The following is an 18,345-nucleotide window of genomic DNA, read 5'->3' on the forward strand; positions in this document are numbered from 1 at the left end:
GGGGTCAGGTGCCGAGCTGCGACTTGATCTCGGCGGCGATCCGGCCGCCTTCGGCCCTGTCCCCGACCTTGGGCCGGACGACCTTCATGACCTGGCCCATCGCCTGCGGACCACTCGCCCCGGTCGTCGCAATCGCGTCCGCGACGATCACCTTGAGCTCGTCGTCGGACAGTGGCGCGGGCAGATAGGCCGCGAGGACCTCACCCTCGGCCCGCTCTCGAGCGGCGGACTCGGTGCGGCCGCCGGTCTCGAAGGCCTCGGCCGCCTCACGACGCTTCTTCGCCTCGCGCACGACGACCTTGAGGACCTCGTCGTCGGACAGCTCACGGGCCTGCTTGCCCGCTACCTCCTCGTAGGCGACCGCGCTCAGCGCGAGACGCAGCGTCGAGGAGACCAGTTCGTCGCGCGACCGGATGGCCTCGGTGAGGTCGCTCTGCAAACGGCTCTTGAAGGTGCTCATGGCCCAAGTGTCGCAGCCGGCGTCCCCGCCGCCCCACCCAATTACCCGCCGGTACCCGCTCGCCGACACACGCGAGTGCGCCGACGAGACTGCCGAGGCCCGCTCTGCTCTGCGAGCATGGTGGGATGCGACCGCGTTCAGCCATCCCCCTTGCCGTAGCCGCCACCGGGGCCGCCTGCCTCACCTATGCGGCGGCCTACGAGGCCCGTTCGTTCCGTCTGCGTCGGGTCGAGGTGCCGGTGCTGCCCCGGGGGGCCCGCCCGCTTCGGATACTTCAGGTGTCCGACATCCACATGGTTTCCGGCCAGCGCCGCAAACAGGAGTGGCTGCGTCGACTCGACGCGCTGCATCCCGACTTCGTGCTGAACACCGGCGACAACCTGTCCGACCCCGACGCGGTACCGGAAACGCTCGACGCACTCGGCCCGCTGCTGAACCGGCCGGGAGCCTACGTCTTCGGTTCCAACGACTACTTCGGCCCCAAGCCCAAGGACCCCACGGGCTACCTGCGCCGCGACGACGGCACCCGCCGGCACGGCCCGGACAACCCGTGGACCGACCTGCGCGACGGCTTCGACGCGGCAGGCTGGGAAAACCTCAACAACGCCCGCGGCCGATGCAAGGTGGAAGGCCTGGACATCGAACTGGTCGGCCTGGACGACCCACACATCGACCGCGACCGCTACGAACAGGTCGCCGGCGGCCCCGACCGGTCGGCCGACCTGTCGCTCGCCGTCGTCCACGCCCCCTACCTGCGAGCCCTGGACGCGTTCACCGCCGAGGGCTACCCCCTCGTGATCGCGGGCCACACCCACGGCGGCCAGGTCTGCGTACCCTTCTACGGCGCCCTCACCACCAACTGCGACCTCGACCGCGGCCGCGCCAAGGGCCTGTCCAAGCACGCCTCCGGCGACCACGAGGCCTACCTCCACGTCTCCGCAGGCTGCGGCACCTCCCGCTACGCCCGCTTCCGCTTCGCCTGCCCCCCGGAAGCCACCCTGCTGACCCTGACACCCCGTCAGTCCACCGGCCCCACCCCCACCACCACCCCGCGATAACCGGATTTCGCCTGAGGCCCCCGACCCGCTAAGCTGAACGCGCAGCATCGGGGTGTGGCGCAGCTTGGTAGCGCGCTTCGTTCGGGACGAAGAGGCCGTGGGTTCAAATCCCGCCACCCCGACCAGCAGGTCAGAGGCCCTATCGGATGATTCCGGTGGGGCCTCTGATGTTGAGTACAGCACGAAGTACAGCAACCGTCCCGACCACCCCGAGCCTTCAGCGGTTGGGGGCAGACCTCTCCGGTCATTCCTGATGGCGACGGACGACCCCTGCCGCATCGAAGCGGGCCTCCGCGCGTCGATTGCGCCCCACACGGGGATACAACACCAAGTGTCCGCGATGACGACCCTGCCGCCTCCGCCGTACCCACAACAAACGAACTCACCGTGTGTATAACGAGCTGATACGAAACGTGAATCAGCTCATCGGTCGCAGCTCGACTGCACATGGCCAGCTCGCTTCCGCGTCTGTCCATATCGACGCGGTACACATCGGCGCGTGGAACGAGACGCCAGCCCTCCTGTTCGGCGCCGAACCCCCCGTCGACGGCCTGCACGCCGTCCACGCCTTGCACGCGCCCGGACAGCGCCCGCCGACACGTCGGCCCCTTCGACCGAAGGCGAACCGGTCGAGTTCACGCAAGCAAAAGCCCCGGCTCGGATGATAATGCGAAGCCCCGGATGGTAAGGGCGTGGACACCGCAGATGTCCCGTCACGACGCGGGCGACTACTTGAGCCACGCCCCGAACACGACGCACCACGGCGCGATGATCACGCCGGCCACACCACACAAAGTGGCGCCGGAAGGCTGCGTGAACACCGCGAATACACCGCCGATCGCCGTCACGCCCATCAGCACAATGGAAGCCGTGCGCAAGCGCTTGGGGTATGTGGCGCGCCGGCGGTGCTCGTCGTTGGTGTGTTCGTCGTGCATGCTGTCCCGCTTCGGTCGAGGTTCATCCTGACATTCGATCCCCCAGCCCTACCGGCGCCGAGGATGATGCAAGGTTGGCGGGAGTCCGCAGTGTTGCGGAACGGAAACACCCTCTGTTTCCACGGATGGAAACAGAAATCGAGAGAGGTACCCAGTCGATGTCGGACGCATGGGACAGGGACGGGGAGACCGCCGGACTGCACCTGGGGAATGGACACGATGTCCCCGGACTCAAGCCCCTACCTGATGAACTGGCCCCGGATCTACGCGAGTTTGCGATGGCGCTCCGTGGGCTGTTCAAGGCCACCGGGAAGAGCCTGCGTCAGTTCGCCGTGTACCACCATTTGAGCCCGCCTTCGGTATCCCGCTACCTGGCGGCGTTACGCATCCCGGAGAAAAGCTTCGTCGATGCCCTCCTGAAGTCGGCCTACCATGCCCTCGACCGGCCGTTGGATCTGGAGATGCAGGCGTACGTCTACCGCCTCCATCGGGAAGCGCTGCTTTCGGAGCAACCCGGTCGCTACCGGATGCAGTTGGCCAGTGATCGCCTGGAACAGGTTGTCCTGGAGCAAGAGCAAGCCGAACTCCAGATCCGAGAACTGCGAGCCAGTGTTTCCGACCGGAAACGCCTGCTGCGCGAACTCGAACGACGTATACACGACGTAGAGGACGCAGCCACTCGGCAACGCTTGGACCTTGCTGCCGAATTGGACGTCTGCCGCAGGGAACGGGACGCCCTGTCGCGACGCTGCGAGCAACTCAGCAGCGAGATCTTGGTCATGGAGGACGAACTCCGACTGACGAAGCGCGAACGCGACGAGGCCATGGAGCGCTGTGCCCACCTGGAGGCCCAACTCGCCCGTGTTCAAGCGGAGGTCGAGCGCGAAGAGAAGGAGCGGCGGGACCGTGAGGAACGACTGCGCCTGGTGGCGGCGAGCGGACTCGACCATCGCTACTTGGGCGAGTTGGAGCGGATTCACGCCGAAGCCGAACAGGTGCGTCTGCATGCCGCTCGGGACACGGCGGCCCTACATCACTTGCGCGACATGGCACAGGACGTGGCACGCCATCGCCTGCCCGCGCTGATTGAACAGGTAACCGAGAATCCAGAGAACATGTATGTATGGGTGCACTCCGTCGGCATCCATGAACGCGACGACATCAACCAGCTGGCACGAGCATTCGACGAGGTCCACCGCGAGGCTGTGCGACTCGCCACCGAGCAGGCCCTGTTGCGAGGCAACGTCAACGCCATGTTCGTCAACCTCTCGCGTCGCACCTCGAAGCTGATCCAACGTCATCTCACGCTCATCTCCGACCTGGAAAACCGCGAGGCGGACCCGGACCAGCTGGCCAACCTGTTCAAGCTCGACCACCTCGCGACCCGTATGCGTCGCAACAGCGAGAACCTCCTGGTGCTCGCCGGTGAGGAACCGGGCCGCAGCTGGACCCAGCCGGTGCCGCTACGGGACGTGCTGCGCGCCGCAGCCTCCGAAGTGGAGCACTATGAGCGAATCCAGTTGGGAACGCTGCCCGACAGCCTCGTTGCCGGTCGGGTTGTCAATGCTCTGGTTCATCTGCTCGCCGAGCTGCTGGAAAACGCGACCATGTTCTCCACGAGCCGCGTGCAGGTCGGCGGCTCTTTCCAGGCGGATAGCCGCCCGATAATCGAGATCCACGACAGCGGGATCGGCCTGACGCAGGAGGAACTCGCAGATACCAACGATCGGTTGGCACACCCGCCGGTCGTCGACGTGTCGGTCGCGCACCGCATGGGTCTGTTCGTCGTCGGTCGCCTGGCTACCCGGCACGACATCCACGTCCGACTCAGCCCGGCTGAAACAGGAGGGACCGTCGCGCTGGTAACGCTTCCCGTCGACGCGGTTCTACGGCCGAAGGCGTCCCGTCGCGGGAGCGCCCGGCACCCATCGACCTCGCCGTTTCAAACCGTGACACCTAACACGCACTGACCGGCGGCATCCGCCTCGGAACCGTCCAAGCCGCCCGAATCGCCGGAACGGCCAGATGTGTAGGTACTGGAGGCTGATCTGCAGCAGCAAAGTAACCGCGACCAGGCCCGCTAGCAGCGCCCGTCAACGAACCTGGCACCACCTCTGAACCGCGCAAGTTACCCCAGCAACCGGCCTGCGTCGGGACGAAGAGGCCGATGCGTTCACTTCGGTCGGATGGGAGAGCGCCTAACGAAGAGTCGTCGGCAGCGCGTGAATGTCACCGCGCGAGTCTGTGAGGTACAGCCGGTCATGGCCGGCTGCGGGGCGCCCCTGGCGGTCCGGGCTGAGAAGGAGGTCGCGGGAACGGCGCTTTTGACCACCTGAGAGCCTCCAGGCTGTCAATATCCCGGCTCGATCAGCGGTGAAGAGGGTGTCGTCCGCTGCAAAAGGTCGGGTGAGAACACGCCCCTTGCTCTTGCTTTCCCATTTCAGTTTGCCGCTTCTTGCGTCGAGCGCGACGAGTCGGTTGTCCACATCGCCGAAGATAACCAATCCGTTTGCCGTGGCGGGAGCAGCAGCGAGGTCGCCCACGGTATGGAAGTCCCACAGCGTTTTCCCGTTGGTCGGGTCGACAGCTACGATCCTCTGATGAGTGGGCTCAATCTGTTCGACCAAGTAAATGCTCAAGTCGGTGACAACCCATTCCGGGGAAAGCTGTCCTTCGGGATCATAGGTCCAAGAGTGGAGGGCGGTAGCATCCAGAACTGCCAAGACGCGTCGCCCGTTGCGGTTCGCAGCACCGGCCAACGGTCGTGACCGCTCGGTCATGACGATCACATGGCCTGCAGCCACTTCGGGAGCGCAGCCGACAACTGGTTGCCCCAGGCGTGACGACCAGCGAATTTCGTTCGACAGCAGGTCGATTGAGTGCACTAAACCTTCCGGGCCGAACGCGTACAGAACGTCTGCGCAGACATTCAGAAGACCGTCACAGACCTGCACTTGAGCAGATCGGCGTCGTCTCCCGGTCCGTAAATCGACGCTCTGCAACCAACGATCCTGGCCCGGGAAATGGGCGGCGCCACCGTGAAAGGCGGGACTGCCGGGGTACTTCATCTGAATCAGGGGATAGCGACGGCGCGACTCGGTGTCGAGCACGTGCAGCCGGTAGTTTTCATGCACGATGAACGTGCCGTCGAACAGGACAGGCTGACGAGCCGGGCCGGAAGCAGCCGAGACTCGCCAGGACACTTCGGGTTGGCGGCGCGGACGCGGGGCCGCAGTCCGACGGCTGGGCTCATCCTTGCCTGCCGCCCGCGAACGTTGCTGTCGGTGCTTCTTCTTCACCCTGGCCAGCGCGATGTCGTACTGCATCTCGCCGCCCATGCGAGGCGTCTGTTCGATCCCCTCCTCGTAGAGCCGCTCGGAGGTATACCTGAACAGTTCGTGAACGGTGATCAGACCATCGCCATTCAAATCGGCGTCACCACTGCGCAAACCCTCGACGATCATTTCGGTAAATCGTGAGAGTGCAGGTGTCTCCGCGCCAGAGTGATCACCTTCCCAGGCAAGCTCTCCTCGACTTCCTGCGGTGATGATGACATTGCCCTGGCCTGCCAGTGCCTTCTCGAAGCCTGCCGGAACGGCCCCTTTGGCGCCGGGGATGAACAACCCGCTGAAGCAGCAGTCCACCAGCGCGACGATGCTCCGGGCGCGGCACTCGCCCATCACATCGTGGACGAAGCTCGCGGAGATCGCCGAGTGAGCAGGGCGATCCGGATCGGTGTTCCCTACGGCGAAGTAGAGCTTCTCGCTTCGCTCGCTCACGACCCCGTGGCACGAAAAGTACAGCAACAAAGATCATCGCGTTCCGCAGTGACGAAGAACCCTTCGATCGCCTTTTCCAGCGTGGAGCGGTCGACGTCCATCAATTGCTGTACCTCGAATTGGCCAACCTCCGGGTCACGTAGAACCTCGGTCAACCTGGTGCAGTCCACCTCGGGCGAGAGCAGCGTAGGGAGCCTTGCATGCTCGTAAGTTCCCGTGCCGATGAGTAGGGCCCTACGGCGGCCATCGCCGAATGCCTGAGTGGTCACGAGGTCAGAGTCTGCATCTGATCGATGTCCGTCTCGTCCGCGTCAGCTGGCTCATGGGATGCCAAGAAGGCATCGATCAGGCGCTCTCGCTCAGCGATCGAGGCGTCGCTCAACTCGATCGTGCGACCGCCCAACTCCACCTTGATGCCACGGACCGGGCGATTCTTCAACCATGTGTCAACGAGTTGGAAGACTTGGCGCAGGACGAAAGGCGCGGCAGTGACGACGAGCGTGCCGGCGGCGATCAGTTGGCCGCTCTTCGCCCCTGATGGAACGTCGCCGGAGGAGCGCGCCAACCGCACATCTGCTACATCCAGCTCCAGTAGGGAGCGGCGCAACTGCCCGCGCAATCGGCGGAGTTCATTCTCATCTGTATCGGGGAGTCCCATCAGTTCCAACCGAACGGCACTATTCATCGCCACGTCCTGAGACTGCTGCTGATTGTAGTCAGAACTGTACTGGCAGTCATCAAGCGTCCGTTCCACTGCGGATCCCCAACTACGACCACGCCGCGCCACCCCGACGTGCAGGCATCCGCGCTCGCCATCGGAGTTTCAACGCCCCGTCATATTTGCAGTTCCTGGCAGGGACGCGTGCCCACCGTTGTCGCGTACGGCGCCGGCCCACCCCTACCGCAGCGTCCGTCAGGAGGGCCAGTGCCTCGGGGGGCGACGCATTCGGACCGGTGACCTGCGCGCGGTTGTGGCGCGAGGGGTCGATAGCCGTCAACGCCACCAAACGCTGCCCATCCGCGGCTTCAAGCTCGGCGATCGCGTGTGGCAGCGCCGCACAGACAGTGGCTATCGCGGTCCCGAGACCGATTAGGCCCCGTGCTTGTTGTTCTGGCGGTACTGGATTCGATGAAGACCCGACTCCGCGATCGCCACCACCTCCAGGGAGCGACTCATCTGCTTCGCATCATTTGTGATGATCGCGTGGAACCCTGCCGCCTTGGCCTTCGCAAACGGCCCGATGTCCTTCGTGCCGACCCAACCGTCCAACTCTTGGACGTGAACGATCTGGTGTGCTGCCAACAGGATGCGCACGATCTGAGACATGGGCCTGGGGACATTCTCATCCAGCAGCAGCTTCAAGCCACGACTTGCCTGGGGCCGTCGTAGCTGTCTACGTAGTCGCTGAAATCAACCGCATCGCGCGCAGCGGCAGCCGTGACTCCTGGGTAGAAATCACCGATCCGGCCTGCGGGTACACCGTCCCGCACCAAAGCAGCTACCTCCGCCGCCGGAATGCGGGTGCCGTGGATGACTGGATCGCCGCCACGCACTGCGGCGTCCACTGCAACGTGATCACGTGGATTCAGCAGGTCTGGAATGTGCCTGCCGTCCTTGTAGAAAGGCGCGAGGACATCCACCAGCTGATGGATGACCAGATTCCCGCCCCGGACACGGTGCCACCCGACACCCGCCCGCCGCCGTCCGCGCCGATCGCCCGGCAGCGGGTCAGCAGCGGTAGCGCCTGCTCCACCGGCAGCGGCACGGCGGTCACCCGGACCCGGCTCACGGACGAGCCGCGCGGGCGTACCACGGTGAGATCCTCCGGTTGCGCCCCGAGGTCCGGCGGTTCGCCGCCGAACGTCCAAAAGGCCATCCGTCCCGATAGGGGCGGATCTGCGGGAAGGAACACCGCCTCGCACACGGCGAGTTCGGGCAGCAGTGCGAACAGGCGCTCCCGGTCCGCAGCCGGGGACTCGGACCCGGCCGGGCCACCGGCTCCGGCCGCCCGGAAAACTTCGGGCTCTGCCGACGCTTCGATCTTCGCCACTGCAGCCACTTCTGGCACTACTCCACAGCTGTTCGGAACGGCGCGGATCCCGTCCACACCCTTGGCAGGCCAAGGCTAGCGGCACAGATGGGCGAATGTGTCAAGGGCAGCTTCGCCCACCCGGCGCAGTGCGCGGGGATGGCACCGGTACCCGGACGACTCGCACCTGCACGCTTTCACCGAACCCGGCTCCGGCCGCCAATTCGTCGACGTCGGCGCACCGTCGGGGTACGACTACGACCCCGGTCACGACGTCGACGAGGAGTCCGTGTCCATCGCCGAGGTGCTGCCCTACGAGCGCGGGCGGCTGGATTACACCTACGACTTCGGCGACGACTGGCGGCACCTGATCACCCTGGAGAAGATCCTCCCCGCGTCCACCGGCAACCGGCACGTCCGCTGCGCCGGTGGGCGCCGCGCCATGCCCGACGCCGAGGACACCGGCGGTGCCTGGGGACTGGCGGCCGTGATCGACGCCGTCACGGACCGCACCGCGCCGGCCCCCGAACCGTGGACCGACCTGGTCGAGACCCTGCGCGAGGAGGGGTTCGACCCCGCCGCCTTCGACCGCGAGGCGTTGGACCGGCAACTGGCCGTGCTGGAGCCGCGGCCGGCCACGGCCGGCGCGGCGTCCCGGTCGACCAAGGCCGTCCCCGACGGACAGCGCTGCTCCTGCGGAGAGATCCACGACGACGAGGACCTCGACGTGGAGTTCGCCCCGGTGCACCCCGTCTCCCTGGCACCGCTCGCGGACCTCGCCGCCGCCGCACGGGAGGTGCCGCTGATCGCGGCCACGCTCCGCCTGGCCCACTGGTGTCGGGACGGACGAGCCGTCACATCCCGGGACGTGCTCAAGCCCGCACTCGGCCGCCTGGCCGTCCAGGAACTCGAACTGTGGTCGCAGGACGACGAGCTGAGCACACTCCGGCCAGCGGAGCGTGACCAGCGGCTCGGACGCCTGCGCAGCTCCGGTGACCTGCCCTGCCTGGACGACCCGTGGCGGCTCGCCCTGTACACGGATTTGGTGCAGATCGGCGCGGGCACCGCACGACCCGGTACCGACCTGCCCGCCACGGCGGGAGACGAAGGAGTCCTGGAGGTCTGGTGCCGGGCGATCGACGGCGAACTCGCCGCCCTGGACGACCTCGAACGCCTCGGTCTGCCACCCGTGCTGTTGGCCGCCCTGGGCATGCGGAGCGAGGACGGCGACGGCTTGGCGGCAGCCGTACTGCGGGCACTGTACGAGGTTCCCGACGGCGAATGGCTGGACCCGGCGCTGTTCCTCCACGCACTCCGCGACGACGTTCCCGAGCAGGAAGCACGACTGGTCGAACTGCTCCTCCTGCGGATCCTCGACCAAGCGGCTGTCGTCCTTGCCGAGTATCGGGCGGCAGAGGTGGAAACCGGCCCGGACACGGGCCTTGAGCGCGACAACATCCTCCTGGGCGCCCTGGGCGCCCTGGGCGCCCTGGGTATCAAGGGGGTCACCGAAAGCAGCGATGACACTCCTGTGCCCGAGAGCCGACTCAGGCTGACCCCTCTGGGCCGTTACGGCGTGCGCGAATACCTCCTCACCGAGGGAATCCCCGCCCCGCTGATCGGTGAGTTGGCCGCCGCCGACGCCCCGACCCTGCTGGACGCGCTGCTCGACTACGACCAGGACGCCGCGCACGCCGAGATCACCGGCTGGATCAGCCACCGGGGCCAAGGCCCGGCCGCGGTCCAACTCATCGACTCCTGCGCCGGATTGGACGCCGACGCGGCCCTGCGTCGCCTGAGCGCGACAGCGGTACTGGCGGAACTCGACGAACCCCGAGCGCTCGCGGTCCTTCGCAAAGCCGCAGCCTCCGAGGTCCCCGGCTGCGCCCAGACTGCGGCGATCGCCCTGGCCGGCCACGGTGAGGCCCCCGAAGGGCACGGTCCACACCTCCGACTCTGGTGGCTCATCGACTATCTGTGGGGTCCGCTCGGCGTCGCCGACGAGGCGCTTGCCGAATTCCTCGACCGAGAAGCGGACTTGGTACTGCCCGTCCTGGCAGAGACCGCCGACGACCTATGGCGCTGCGACCACCCCGCCACCGGTGCCGTCCTGGAAGCGGCGGGGCGACACCTGAGGACCCGGGACAAGGCGCTGGCCAAGCGGCTGCGCAGGTCGGCGACGAAGGTCAACCCCAACCGCCGGCAATGACGCCGAACGGACAGCGAACCGGCCGGCAAAGCCTCACCGGCCGATGCGAGGCGGTGGAGCTACGGCAGCCAGCGGCCGGCCTGCTCGTGATCGACTCGGGCCGCATCGACGTACCAGAGGCCGTTCGGCTTGTCCCATCGAGCACCGAGCAGTTGCTTCGCCTCGTCCTTTTCCCCGAACGGAACCTGCAGGTAGAGCCGACCGTCGATGACGGCCCCCGGACGGATGCCGAGGGTCGATGTCGACGCAGAGGCATCGACGACATCACCAGTGGCGGCCGTGGTCACAGCGGCCACCATGCGCGGATTCCAGACCGGGCGATCCTTTCTCGCCCGCTCGATCACCCGACTGACCCGCTCGCATGTCGACGGATCCGTATAGCGCATCATCAGATCCGTCGGGCCGACGCTGGCCAACAGATTGAACGAGCCGTGCCACAGGACGGCTCGGTCGACGATGAGGACCTTCTCGTGCATACGTTCCCGAAAGTCCACTTCGCAGCCGACCGACCGAAGTTCCTCGATCCGCCGTTGATGGTGCCCTGCTGCCACGTCGTTACTCTGCTCCTCCGGGGACCTGGTGTATACGGTCACGCGGACGCCCGCATCGACGCGTGCACGCAACAGAGCGGACCAATTGCGAACCGGCTGCGGGTTGAGGAACGGGCAGTAGAGATCGATGCTCGTGGCGGCCCGCGCGATATCCCACTTCACCGCCTCGAAGACCTCGTCTGCGGGAAAGAACGCCGGTCGGGCCAGTTCCTCGGCTGAGAGCGTGGAGAGCTGAGCCGCCTCGCGAATAGGGACCAGTTGGTCGGCCGACATCACCTGGGCGTGGCTTTCCAGGTGGTCGAGCATGATCCGGGCCTCGCTGTGAGGTGGAAGATGCTGCCGCAGATGGTCGACGTCGGCAACGACGACCAAATGATCCTGGGCCCGGCTGAGAGCGACATTCAGCAGCCGGCAGGTGTGGGAGGACAAACCCGTCCCGCTGTAGAAATAGCCGGGGTCCCTTCCGGCACCGACGGCGGTGTCCAACACCACAATCGGGCGCTGGCTGCCCTGGAATCGGTGGACCGTGTCGACGAGACCCTCGTACTCCTCACCGAAGCGGTACTTCAGGCTGCCCTTCAACGCTTGGACCTGGGCACGATACGGGGCGATCACGGCCAATCTGTCGATTGCCCGTTCGCCCTTTCGGATGTCCGCGGTTTCCCACTTCCGGCCGGGAAGCACACCCTCGTACTGGAGTCCGCGTACCAGTTCATGGACTACCGCCTCGTTGACGGTGTTGGCTCGATAGTCGGGCCCGTCAATACGTTGTTTCGAGGTGTCCACGAGGATGACCGGCGCGTCGACCAGCGGGTTGAACGGAATCCGGCTTCGATCGTGGCGGCCGGTACCGAGTGGGGCGTCCGGATAGGCGACGGCGTTCACGAGGTCACAGATCGGCACCCGCATGCGGTATTGCGTATCCAAAGCCACCAATCGGGAGTCTTGGCAGACCTTTCCCGCAGCGGTCACCAACCCGGCCGCGTGAAAGGCGTCACGAGCGGCCCACTCCAGGGAGAACGCGCGCTCTTCGTCGGTTGCCTTGCGATCCCCGTCACCCTTGGTCACGGCCGGCAACTGCCGAAAATCCCCGGCGATGACAACGCGCTTTTGGGCGAGCCCGGCGGCAAGCCATGCCGACGGCAGGTCCACCATGCCTGCTTCGTCGACAACGACGACGTCGACCCGGTCCAGGAGCTTCCGCGATTGAACGGCCTTGGCGACGGTGGCCCCCATGACCCGGCACTTGGCACGTACGGTGTCCCTGAGTTCTCGTCGCCGCCGGTCCAGGTCGTTGATCTCCTTGTCCGCGGCTTCGGCCTGCCGGGCCAACGTCGCGCGCTGGGGAACGCCCACCAGTTGAGTCAGGGCGGTGTTCAGGCGCCTGCTCAGGTCGGAAACCTGCGCGGCGGTACGTCCTTTGTCCACCTTCGCGACCGCGGCACGCCGCTTCGCGTCTCCGGCGGTCGTCTCGGCTCGGGCGAGCTCATCACGCAGAGCACCAAGCTGGGCCTCCTTACGCTTGGCGAAGAGCCCGCCGGGGGTACCGAACTGCATGATCCTCAGCCGGAGTTGCGCTGCATCGGCCTCCGCACGTAGTGCGGCCTCCTCAGCCCCGGCGCCCCCCGCCGCAGCTTGGCTCTGAGCCGTCCGCGCCGACGACAGCTCCGCCTCCAGGGAACGTGCATCGTCGTGCAGGACTACGAGAGCGCGCGCGTGCTTGAGGGTTTCCGTGGCGCGGGTGAGCGCTTTCTCCAATGCCGCCGCGGTGCGGGCGGCGATCCGTTCCGCGTCCACGTACTCGCCGTACCGCTCGCGCAGGGAAGCCGCTTCGATGTCCCCCGCTCGCTGCACGAGCCCTTCGGCGAAGCCGTCCTGAGCTTGCAGCAGATCGCAGATGCGTTCCAGCGCTTGGTCGACCGCGATCCTCGTCGGAGCGAGGAAAAGGACATTGAGTCCTTGCCGGAAGCAGCCCTCGACGATGTGGCCGACGACGTCCGTCTTGCCCGTGCCGGGTGGCCCCCAGAGGAAGAGGACCTCGCTTGCCAACGCCTGCTCGACGGCCTGCCGCTGACGCGCGTTCAGTTGAAGGTCGTTCCAGTCGGCGACCCATTGACCCGCATTGGAGGCCCGTCCGACGAGCGGATTTCCCCGCCCGACGATCCAGCCGGCGCTCTCGGTCCTTATCGCGCTCCCCGCCTGCCCCACGGCTGCGAGCCGCTCTGCGACGATACCCAAACCGGCCGAGTCGTCCTTCCGGATCTGGGCGTTGGCCACAGACCGCCCCAGGTCTTCGGCAGCGACCAGCCGCACGGTTCCGTCGGGCTTACGGGACACCTCCGCCGTGGCCCACGGGCCGCGAGAGTTCGAAGCCCGCACCAGCACGGATGGGCTGTCGAGGGACGCATGCCACTTCTTGCATACGAACGTGTATTCGAATCGCCCATCGGAAGCCGAGAGAAGCCGGCCACCGGACAGCGGCACCTTCTGCGCGTTCTTTCCGTCATCGCGCCGCGCGGATCGGATCTCCGCATGGACGGCCGCCATCAGTTCCGTCACCGGATACGGTCGCTCGTTCTGTGTCATGTGCGTGTTACCCGATTCCTCAGGATCGATCAGTGACTGTGCATGCCAAGTGACGAGCGTTTCAGCGGGGCGACCAGGGATGTGGTCATGTGCTCAGGAAGCTCAGCAGCGTACGTACTTCCGCCTGCCAAGCCCGCAACTGATGTGCAGTCGGGCCGAGCTCGTAGTGGTGGTAGTGGCAGCCCACGCTGAGCATGCCCCACACGGCCTTCGCTCGACGGGCGATGTCCGCATCCGCGCAGCTGCGCAGGCACAGGAACTCGGCTCGCATGCTCCCGCCACCGGTATTGATCGGCGCGGCGAGCAGGGCATCGGATACCGCGGTCTCCAGCGCGGACCTCAGGGCAAACGCCGCGCCGCGGTGGCGGCTTGCGATCGTCGCCACCGAGGTGTCCGCGAGGAGCCGGTCGGCGGTCGTCAGCAAGTGATGGGCGGTGGTGTTCACGTCTGCGGCTCCTCCGGCTTGCGTACGGTGTGGGCAATGGCCGCGATGTCGTCCACGAACCGGTGCGGAGCCGGCATCGACGTGCCGGTGGGGTGGGCGCCCTCCAGGCACTGCAGCAGATGACCCACCGCGTTCGGGCCACAGCGCCTGCGCAGCTCACTGAAGACGTCGGCAGTCCGTGACGCGTCGCCGAACAGGCCCAGGGCAGCGATGTCCTTGAGCTTCTCGGCCCCTGCAATAGCATCCGCCACCTCGTGCTCCGGCCGCCCGGCCCGATGCAGTCGCAGCCACGCGGCCTCGGTGAACGCGATCTCCAACACCGTGCGGCAGATGCCGGGCAGCACGTGGGTCATGGTTTCCGGCGGAAGCTCGCTCGTACTGGCGAGAGCCCGCGCATCGGACAGCGCCTGCTCGATGGGATCGGTCGCCCGGTGGACCTTGACCACGGACTGATCGGCGCGCTCGACCTCGAACACCGTCACCGCGAGTTCCTGGGTCCGGAACGCCTGCCGCAACCGGGTGTCGTGCGTGAACACCACCACCTGCCGGCTCTCGCCGAGTCGGTGCAGGGCCTTGGCGAGTCCGTGCACCTTGGAGGGATCCATCGACTGCACCGGATCGTCGATGACCACGAATCCGAAAGGGCTGTCCGCCGCGGCCGCGCGCGGCAGGAAGAGGGACAGCGCGAGGGAGTGCAACTCCCCCTGGCTCATCACGCCGAGCGCCGATGCCTCTCGGCCGTCGATGGCAACATCCATCACGAGCTTGCGCACACTGGCCTTGTCGCTCCCGGTCAGGCGCACGGCGCACAGGTCGACGTTGCTCTGCTGCCGCAACTCCGCCCAGATCCGCTCGGAGTGTTCCACGAAGGGCCGCAGCCGCTCCTCACGCAACTCGCCGGAGACCTCCTTGAGCCACTTCCGGGCCGCCTTGACCTGACGCAGTCGGGGCTTGCCGGCATGGGCCGCCCGCGCCCGGTCGAGCCAACCCGCCAACCGCGCGACGCACCGACGCCAGCCCTCGTCCAGCTTCTCCAGTTCTCGAGCCGCTTCGTCGCGGAGGGAGGAACAGGCATCGGCCAGGACCAAACCGTTGAACTCGACGCGAGCAGCCAGGTGTTCGGGGTCCGTGACACTGCGGGCCGCCGTCCACTCCTGCCACGGCTCGATCAGCGCCACCGGGAGCCAGGCGGGGGTGGGGGCGATGAGATAGCGCACGGCTTCCACCGCGTCCCGCAGCTCGTCGCGCGCGGCCTGGGAGGTAGCGGCCTCCGCGCGCAGGAGGTCTACCTGCACGGCTGTCCGCTCGGCCCACGCTTCGTCCAACAGGCGGTCGGAGCCGCATACGGCACACGCGCTCTCCTCGGGGTGCCGACGACGGTGTTCCAGAGCCATCGCCAACAGTTCACCGCGCTGACGGGCGTCCTCGGCACCAGTCGCCTGCGCGTCCTCCAGCGCGGCCCGCGCCGCCCGCAGCCGGTCCACGGCCGAGCCGACCTCTTCGAGATCGGGACCGATCAGCGCGGCGGTCGCGCGCAGCCGGCCGAGGTGGTCGTCGTCCACGCCGGGCAGGCCGTCGACAAGCGCCGCCAAGCTGTCGAAATCCGGGGATGCGACGTTGGCGAGGGCTTCGATCGCGGCCGCGGCCCGGGGATCGTCCAGCGCGGACAGCATCTCGACGAGCTCGGAAAGTTCCGCCTCGGCGTTCTTGATCGCCGCGTTCAGCTCCTTCTCGTCGGCCGCGAGCCGGCTGTCCGCGACGTTGAGCCGTCCCAAGCCCAGGATGGTGGCCACCGCGTCGTACATCTCGCTCGGCTTGCCACCGATCATCCGATCGAGATCGGAGTACGACAGGAACGGCCGGTGGTCGATCAGCGCCTGCTCCCAGCCGACGCGAGCGAGGTCACCCCTGCCGTGTCCCGGCCGCCTGAGCTCGGCTTCGGAGACCGTGACATCGTCGCCGACCCAGGTGCGGGTCAGAGTGCTCGGGCCGGCATCGCCCTCGATCCGGAGCTTGACCTCGATCTTCGGCGCCCCGCCGTCGTGCAGGTTGCGCCAATTGCTGCGCCAGACCGGATGGCGTCCGTCCCAGCGGGTGTTCGCACCCGTGAACGCCATCTCGGTGCCTTCGGCGAGGCTTGACTTGCCCGAGCCGTTGCGCCCTGCGACGAGGATCACGCCCGGCTTGGCGGCAAGGGGAAGCCGCACCTTCGGCCCGATCCCCCGAAAGCCGGCGACGGTGACCGACTCCAGGTACACGCCGCGGGCAGTGGAGGTGGTGGCCTCGTCGGCTCCGAGGGCTTCCGAGAGGAGAACCTTGCTCGCTGCCGAGAGGGTCGACGTGTCGAGGCGGTCGTGCATGAGCCCGAGGAGCGTCGGCGGATTCGCGGAGGGTGCCGGCTGCTCGGGATTGCCGTCGTTCTCGTGCCGTTCGAGGTGTTCCGTCACGGTGCTCTCCAGTGATCCGGTGCCCGGTCGAAGGGACGCCGGCGCCCGTGCTCACAGGAGCATGGACCTCCCGTTTTGAGCGGGCCGGCACTACGGAACACTAAGGAGCCCGACTGCTTCGTGCCATTGATTCACTGATAACCCTGGTTATCGAACTCCCTTGCCATTGCCTCGATTTCGGCGAAAACGGTCTTGCCTGAATCTCCTTGTACGGACGTGCCCCAGCGGTCCGACACGGCATCGACGAGGATCAGACCACGACCGTTGTCGGCATCGCTTGGCGGAGGCACGCTTACGGGCTGTCGTGGATGGTGGTCGGAGACCTCGATCCGGATCACCCCCGTGCCGCTGTCGTAGGTGAGTCGCAGCGCGAAACCGCGCCCTGGCACGCATGCGTGAAGCACGGCGTTTGAGGCCAGTTCCGCCACGACCAGAGCCGCTGAGTCGGAGGCCGGACTGCCGTATGGGATGCCCCAGGTCGCCAGTTGGTACGTCGCGAGCCGGCGAGCGAGACGAGCCCCGCGCGGAGTGGCCGAGAAATCCTGGGCGAACACATGTGCGGTGAGGGCGACTTGGGTCGATGAGTCTGTCATGCCCCTCAGCGTTGGCGGCTCACCGTCACCGCCGACAGGCACGAAACCAGGACAAGCGGATCTGTACTGGTTCACGATATGGATTGGGTGAGCGACTCACCGTAACAATGGCTCGATTGGGTGCGTTTGCGGAGTACGGGAGCGGAAGGTGAGCGGCGATGACGGCGGACAGTGGCGGCGGCACGAACCATGAGCCCGAGATGTCGGACAGTCTCAAGACGTTCGGTGCGGTACTCAAGGCCCTGAGAGACGAATCCGGGCTGACGCAGGAGGAGTTCGCTCCCCGTGTGCGGTACTCCGCGCACTACATCGCCAAGATCGAACAGGGCAAACGCTTCCCGCCTCGGGACCTTGTCGATCGCTCCGAGGACGTGCTGGGGGCTACGGGGGCGCGGGTATTGAAGGCGGCGGCGAAGAGCCTGACTCGCAAGGCGGGGTTGGCCTCTTGGTTCCGGCAGTGGGCGGGGATCGAGGAGGAGGCGTTGTCGCTGTACGCGTATGAATGCCGGGTTGTGCCGGGGTTGCTGCAACCCGAGTCCTACATCCGCGAGCTGTTCAAACGCAGACTTCCTCTCCTGTCGGAGCGCCAGCTTGAGCAGCAGGTGACAGCTCGACTCGACAGGCAACAACTGTTGGCGGAGCGTCCCACCACCACGTTCTGCTTCATCATCGAGCAGGCCCTTCTGGAGCGTCGCTTGGGCGGGCTCGAGGTGACTGGGGCGCTTCTGGACCACCTCGTGGAGCAAGGGCAACGACGCAACGTAGAGATTCAGCTCATGTCGCTGCGGCAAGAAGACCATTACGGCTTCGAAGGCCCCATGTACCTCGCCGAGACCACCGATAGTCAATGGTTCGGTTACCTCGAAAGCCATGAGAGCAGCATGTTGATCAGCGACCCGAAAGCAGTCAGCGCGATGCTTCAGCGCTATGGAAAGATGCGCTCACAGGCTCTCAGCCATCAGGCGACCGCGCTCCTGCTGGAGCAGATGCGAGGAGAACTATGAGCAAACCCGAACTGCAATGGTTCAAGAGCAGCTACAGCGGTGGCGGCGGTGACAACTGCATCGCGGTGGCTGTGCGCCCCGAGACGATCCACGTCCGGGACTCCAAGGACACGCAGATCCGTCCACTCGTCGTCTCACCGACGGCTTGGACGACCTTCATTGCCGACGTCGCAGACGCCCGCGTCTGAGTACGCGCAAGCACAACCGAGCCCGGGGCGGACCACCGGATGCGGCGGTCCGCCGGAGCG

The 18,345-nt window shown here is 66.5% G+C and carries 16 protein-coding genes, 1 tRNA gene and 1 pseudogene; 6 read left to right on the forward strand and 12 right to left on the reverse strand.

The genetic code is table 11. The features are described 5' to 3' along the window. Positions 1-4: 4 nt before the first annotated feature. Positions 5-460 carry a GatB/YqeY domain-containing protein gene (locus tag GT354_RS11180; RefSeq protein WP_161356127.1) on the reverse strand — a complete coding sequence of 152 codons (456 nt, stop codon included), beginning with the start codon at positions 458-460 and terminating at the stop codon, positions 5-7. A 125-nt stretch (positions 461-585) separates the two neighbouring features. Here GT354_RS11180 and GT354_RS11185 point away from each other — a divergent pair, with 125 nt between their 5' ends. Then, positions 586-1,518 (forward strand): metallophosphoesterase, encoded by a 933-nt coding sequence (locus GT354_RS11185; protein ID WP_161356128.1) that lies wholly within the window; start codon positions 586-588, stop codon positions 1,516-1,518. Between the two features lie 48 nt (positions 1,519-1,566). Next, positions 1,567-1,643, forward strand: a tRNA-Pro gene (locus GT354_RS11190). Between the two features lie 603 nt (positions 1,644-2,246). Here GT354_RS11190 and GT354_RS11195 read toward each other — a convergent pair. Beyond that, positions 2,247-2,453 (reverse strand): hypothetical protein, encoded by a 207-nt coding sequence (locus GT354_RS11195; protein ID WP_202511753.1) that lies wholly within the window; start codon positions 2,451-2,453, stop codon positions 2,247-2,249. Positions 2,454-3,478: 1,025 nt separating this feature from the next. Between GT354_RS11195 and GT354_RS53780 the strand changes: the two are divergent. After that, positions 3,479-4,333: pseudogene (locus GT354_RS53780) on the forward strand (ATP-binding protein); the annotation flags it as partial. A gap of 318 nt (positions 4,334-4,651) precedes the next feature. Here the strand turns inward: GT354_RS53780 and GT354_RS56450 are convergent. The 6 genes from GT354_RS56450 to GT354_RS56460 all read right to left on the reverse strand — a co-directional run bounded on the left by GT354_RS56450 (position 4,652) and on the right by GT354_RS56460 (position 8,283). Then, positions 4,652-6,232, reverse strand: a complete 1,581-nt coding sequence (locus GT354_RS56450) for a PQQ-binding-like beta-propeller repeat protein (RefSeq protein WP_346011977.1) — start codon at positions 6,230-6,232, stop codon at positions 4,652-4,654. Continuing rightward, a complete protein-coding gene (locus tag GT354_RS53790; protein ID WP_237534614.1) occupies positions 6,229-6,501 on the reverse strand; it encodes a caspase family protein in 273 nt (90 codons plus the stop codon). The genes GT354_RS56450 and GT354_RS53790 overlap by 4 nt, the downstream gene beginning before the upstream one ends. Beyond that, on the reverse strand, positions 6,498-6,986 hold the full coding sequence (locus GT354_RS11210) for a hypothetical protein (protein ID WP_346011978.1): 489 nt from the start codon (positions 6,984-6,986) through the stop codon (positions 6,498-6,500). Before GT354_RS11210 ends, GT354_RS53790 begins: the two co-directional genes overlap by 4 nt. 336 nt (positions 6,987-7,322) lie before the next feature. Beyond that, a complete protein-coding gene (locus GT354_RS53795; RefSeq protein ID WP_237534615.1) occupies positions 7,323-7,595 on the reverse strand; it encodes a DUF5615 family PIN-like protein in 273 nt (90 codons plus the stop codon). Beyond that, positions 7,592-7,873 carry a DUF433 domain-containing protein gene (locus GT354_RS56455; protein WP_346011979.1) on the reverse strand — a complete coding sequence of 94 codons (282 nt, stop codon included), beginning with the start codon at positions 7,871-7,873 and terminating at the stop codon, positions 7,592-7,594. Before GT354_RS56455 ends, GT354_RS53795 begins: the two co-directional genes overlap by 4 nt. Then, entirely contained in the window at positions 7,819-8,283 is a 465-nt protein-coding gene (locus tag GT354_RS56460; RefSeq protein ID WP_202511770.1) for a hypothetical protein, read from the reverse strand. The genes GT354_RS56455 and GT354_RS56460 overlap by 55 nt, the downstream gene beginning before the upstream one ends. A gap of 97 nt (positions 8,284-8,380) precedes the next feature. Between GT354_RS56460 and GT354_RS11230 the strand changes: the two genes are divergently transcribed. Further along, positions 8,381-10,471, forward strand: coding sequence for a plasmid pRiA4b ORF-3 family protein (locus tag GT354_RS11230; protein ID WP_161356131.1), 2,091 nt, complete (start codon positions 8,381-8,383; stop codon positions 10,469-10,471). A gap of 59 nt (positions 10,472-10,530) precedes the next feature. Here the strand turns inward: GT354_RS11230 and GT354_RS11235 are convergent, their stop codons facing one another. The 4 genes from GT354_RS11235 to GT354_RS11250 form a co-directional block, all read right to left on the reverse strand. Continuing rightward, positions 10,531-13,608 (reverse strand): AAA domain-containing protein, encoded by a 3,078-nt coding sequence (locus GT354_RS11235; RefSeq protein WP_161356132.1) that lies wholly within the window; start codon positions 13,606-13,608, stop codon positions 10,531-10,533. A gap of 85 nt (positions 13,609-13,693) precedes the next feature. Further along, positions 13,694-14,053 (reverse strand): hypothetical protein, encoded by a 360-nt coding sequence (locus GT354_RS11240; RefSeq protein ID WP_161356133.1) that lies wholly within the window; start codon positions 14,051-14,053, stop codon positions 13,694-13,696. Next, complete coding sequence (locus GT354_RS11245) at positions 14,050-16,500, reverse strand: hypothetical protein (protein ID WP_346011980.1); 2,451 nt, start codon at positions 16,498-16,500, stop codon at positions 14,050-14,052. Before GT354_RS11245 ends, GT354_RS11240 begins: the two co-directional genes overlap by 4 nt. A gap of 131 nt (positions 16,501-16,631) precedes the next feature. Further along, entirely contained in the window at positions 16,632-17,093 is a 462-nt protein-coding gene (locus tag GT354_RS11250; RefSeq protein WP_202511755.1) for an ATP-binding protein, read from the reverse strand. 158 nt (positions 17,094-17,251) lie between these two features. Here GT354_RS11250 and GT354_RS11255 point away from each other — a divergent pair, with 158 nt between their 5' ends. Then, a complete protein-coding gene (locus GT354_RS11255) occupies positions 17,252-18,097 on the forward strand; it encodes a helix-turn-helix transcriptional regulator (protein WP_161356134.1) in 846 nt (281 codons plus the stop codon). Further along, positions 18,094-18,285: a DUF397 domain-containing protein gene (locus GT354_RS11260; protein WP_161356135.1), complete on the forward strand. Its 192-nt coding sequence runs from the start codon at positions 18,094-18,096 to the stop codon at positions 18,283-18,285. Before GT354_RS11255 ends, GT354_RS11260 begins: the two co-directional genes overlap by 4 nt. The last annotated feature ends 60 nt before the right edge of the window (positions 18,286-18,345 follow it).

Source organism: Streptomyces sp. SID3343, assembly GCF_009865215.1.
Taxonomy (GTDB): domain Bacteria; phylum Actinomycetota; class Actinomycetes; order Streptomycetales; family Streptomycetaceae; genus Embleya.

What these genes read in the sequence shown, in the direction of transcription:
- GT354_RS11180 (WP_161356127.1), bottom strand. Translation starts at nt 460, where the DNA reads ATGAGCACCTTCAAGAGCCGTTTGCAGAGCGACCTCACCGAGGCCATC.
- GT354_RS11185 (WP_161356128.1), top strand. Translation starts at nt 586, where the DNA reads ATGCGACCGCGTTCAGCCATCCCCCTTGCCGTAGCCGCCACCGGGGCC.
- GT354_RS11195 (WP_202511753.1), bottom strand. Translation starts at nt 2,453, where the DNA reads ATGCACGACGAACACACCAACGACGAGCACCGCCGGCGCGCCACATAC.
- GT354_RS11235 (WP_161356132.1), bottom strand. Translation starts at nt 13,608, where the DNA reads ATGACACAGAACGAGCGACCGTATCCGGTGACGGAACTGATGGCGGCC.
- GT354_RS11250 (WP_202511755.1), bottom strand. Translation starts at nt 17,093, where the DNA reads ATGACAGACTCATCGACCCAAGTCGCCCTCACCGCACATGTGTTCGCC.
- GT354_RS11255 (WP_161356134.1), top strand. Translation starts at nt 17,252, where the DNA reads ATGACGGCGGACAGTGGCGGCGGCACGAACCATGAGCCCGAGATGTCG.
- GT354_RS11260 (WP_161356135.1), top strand. Translation starts at nt 18,094, where the DNA reads ATGAGCAAACCCGAACTGCAATGGTTCAAGAGCAGCTACAGCGGTGGC.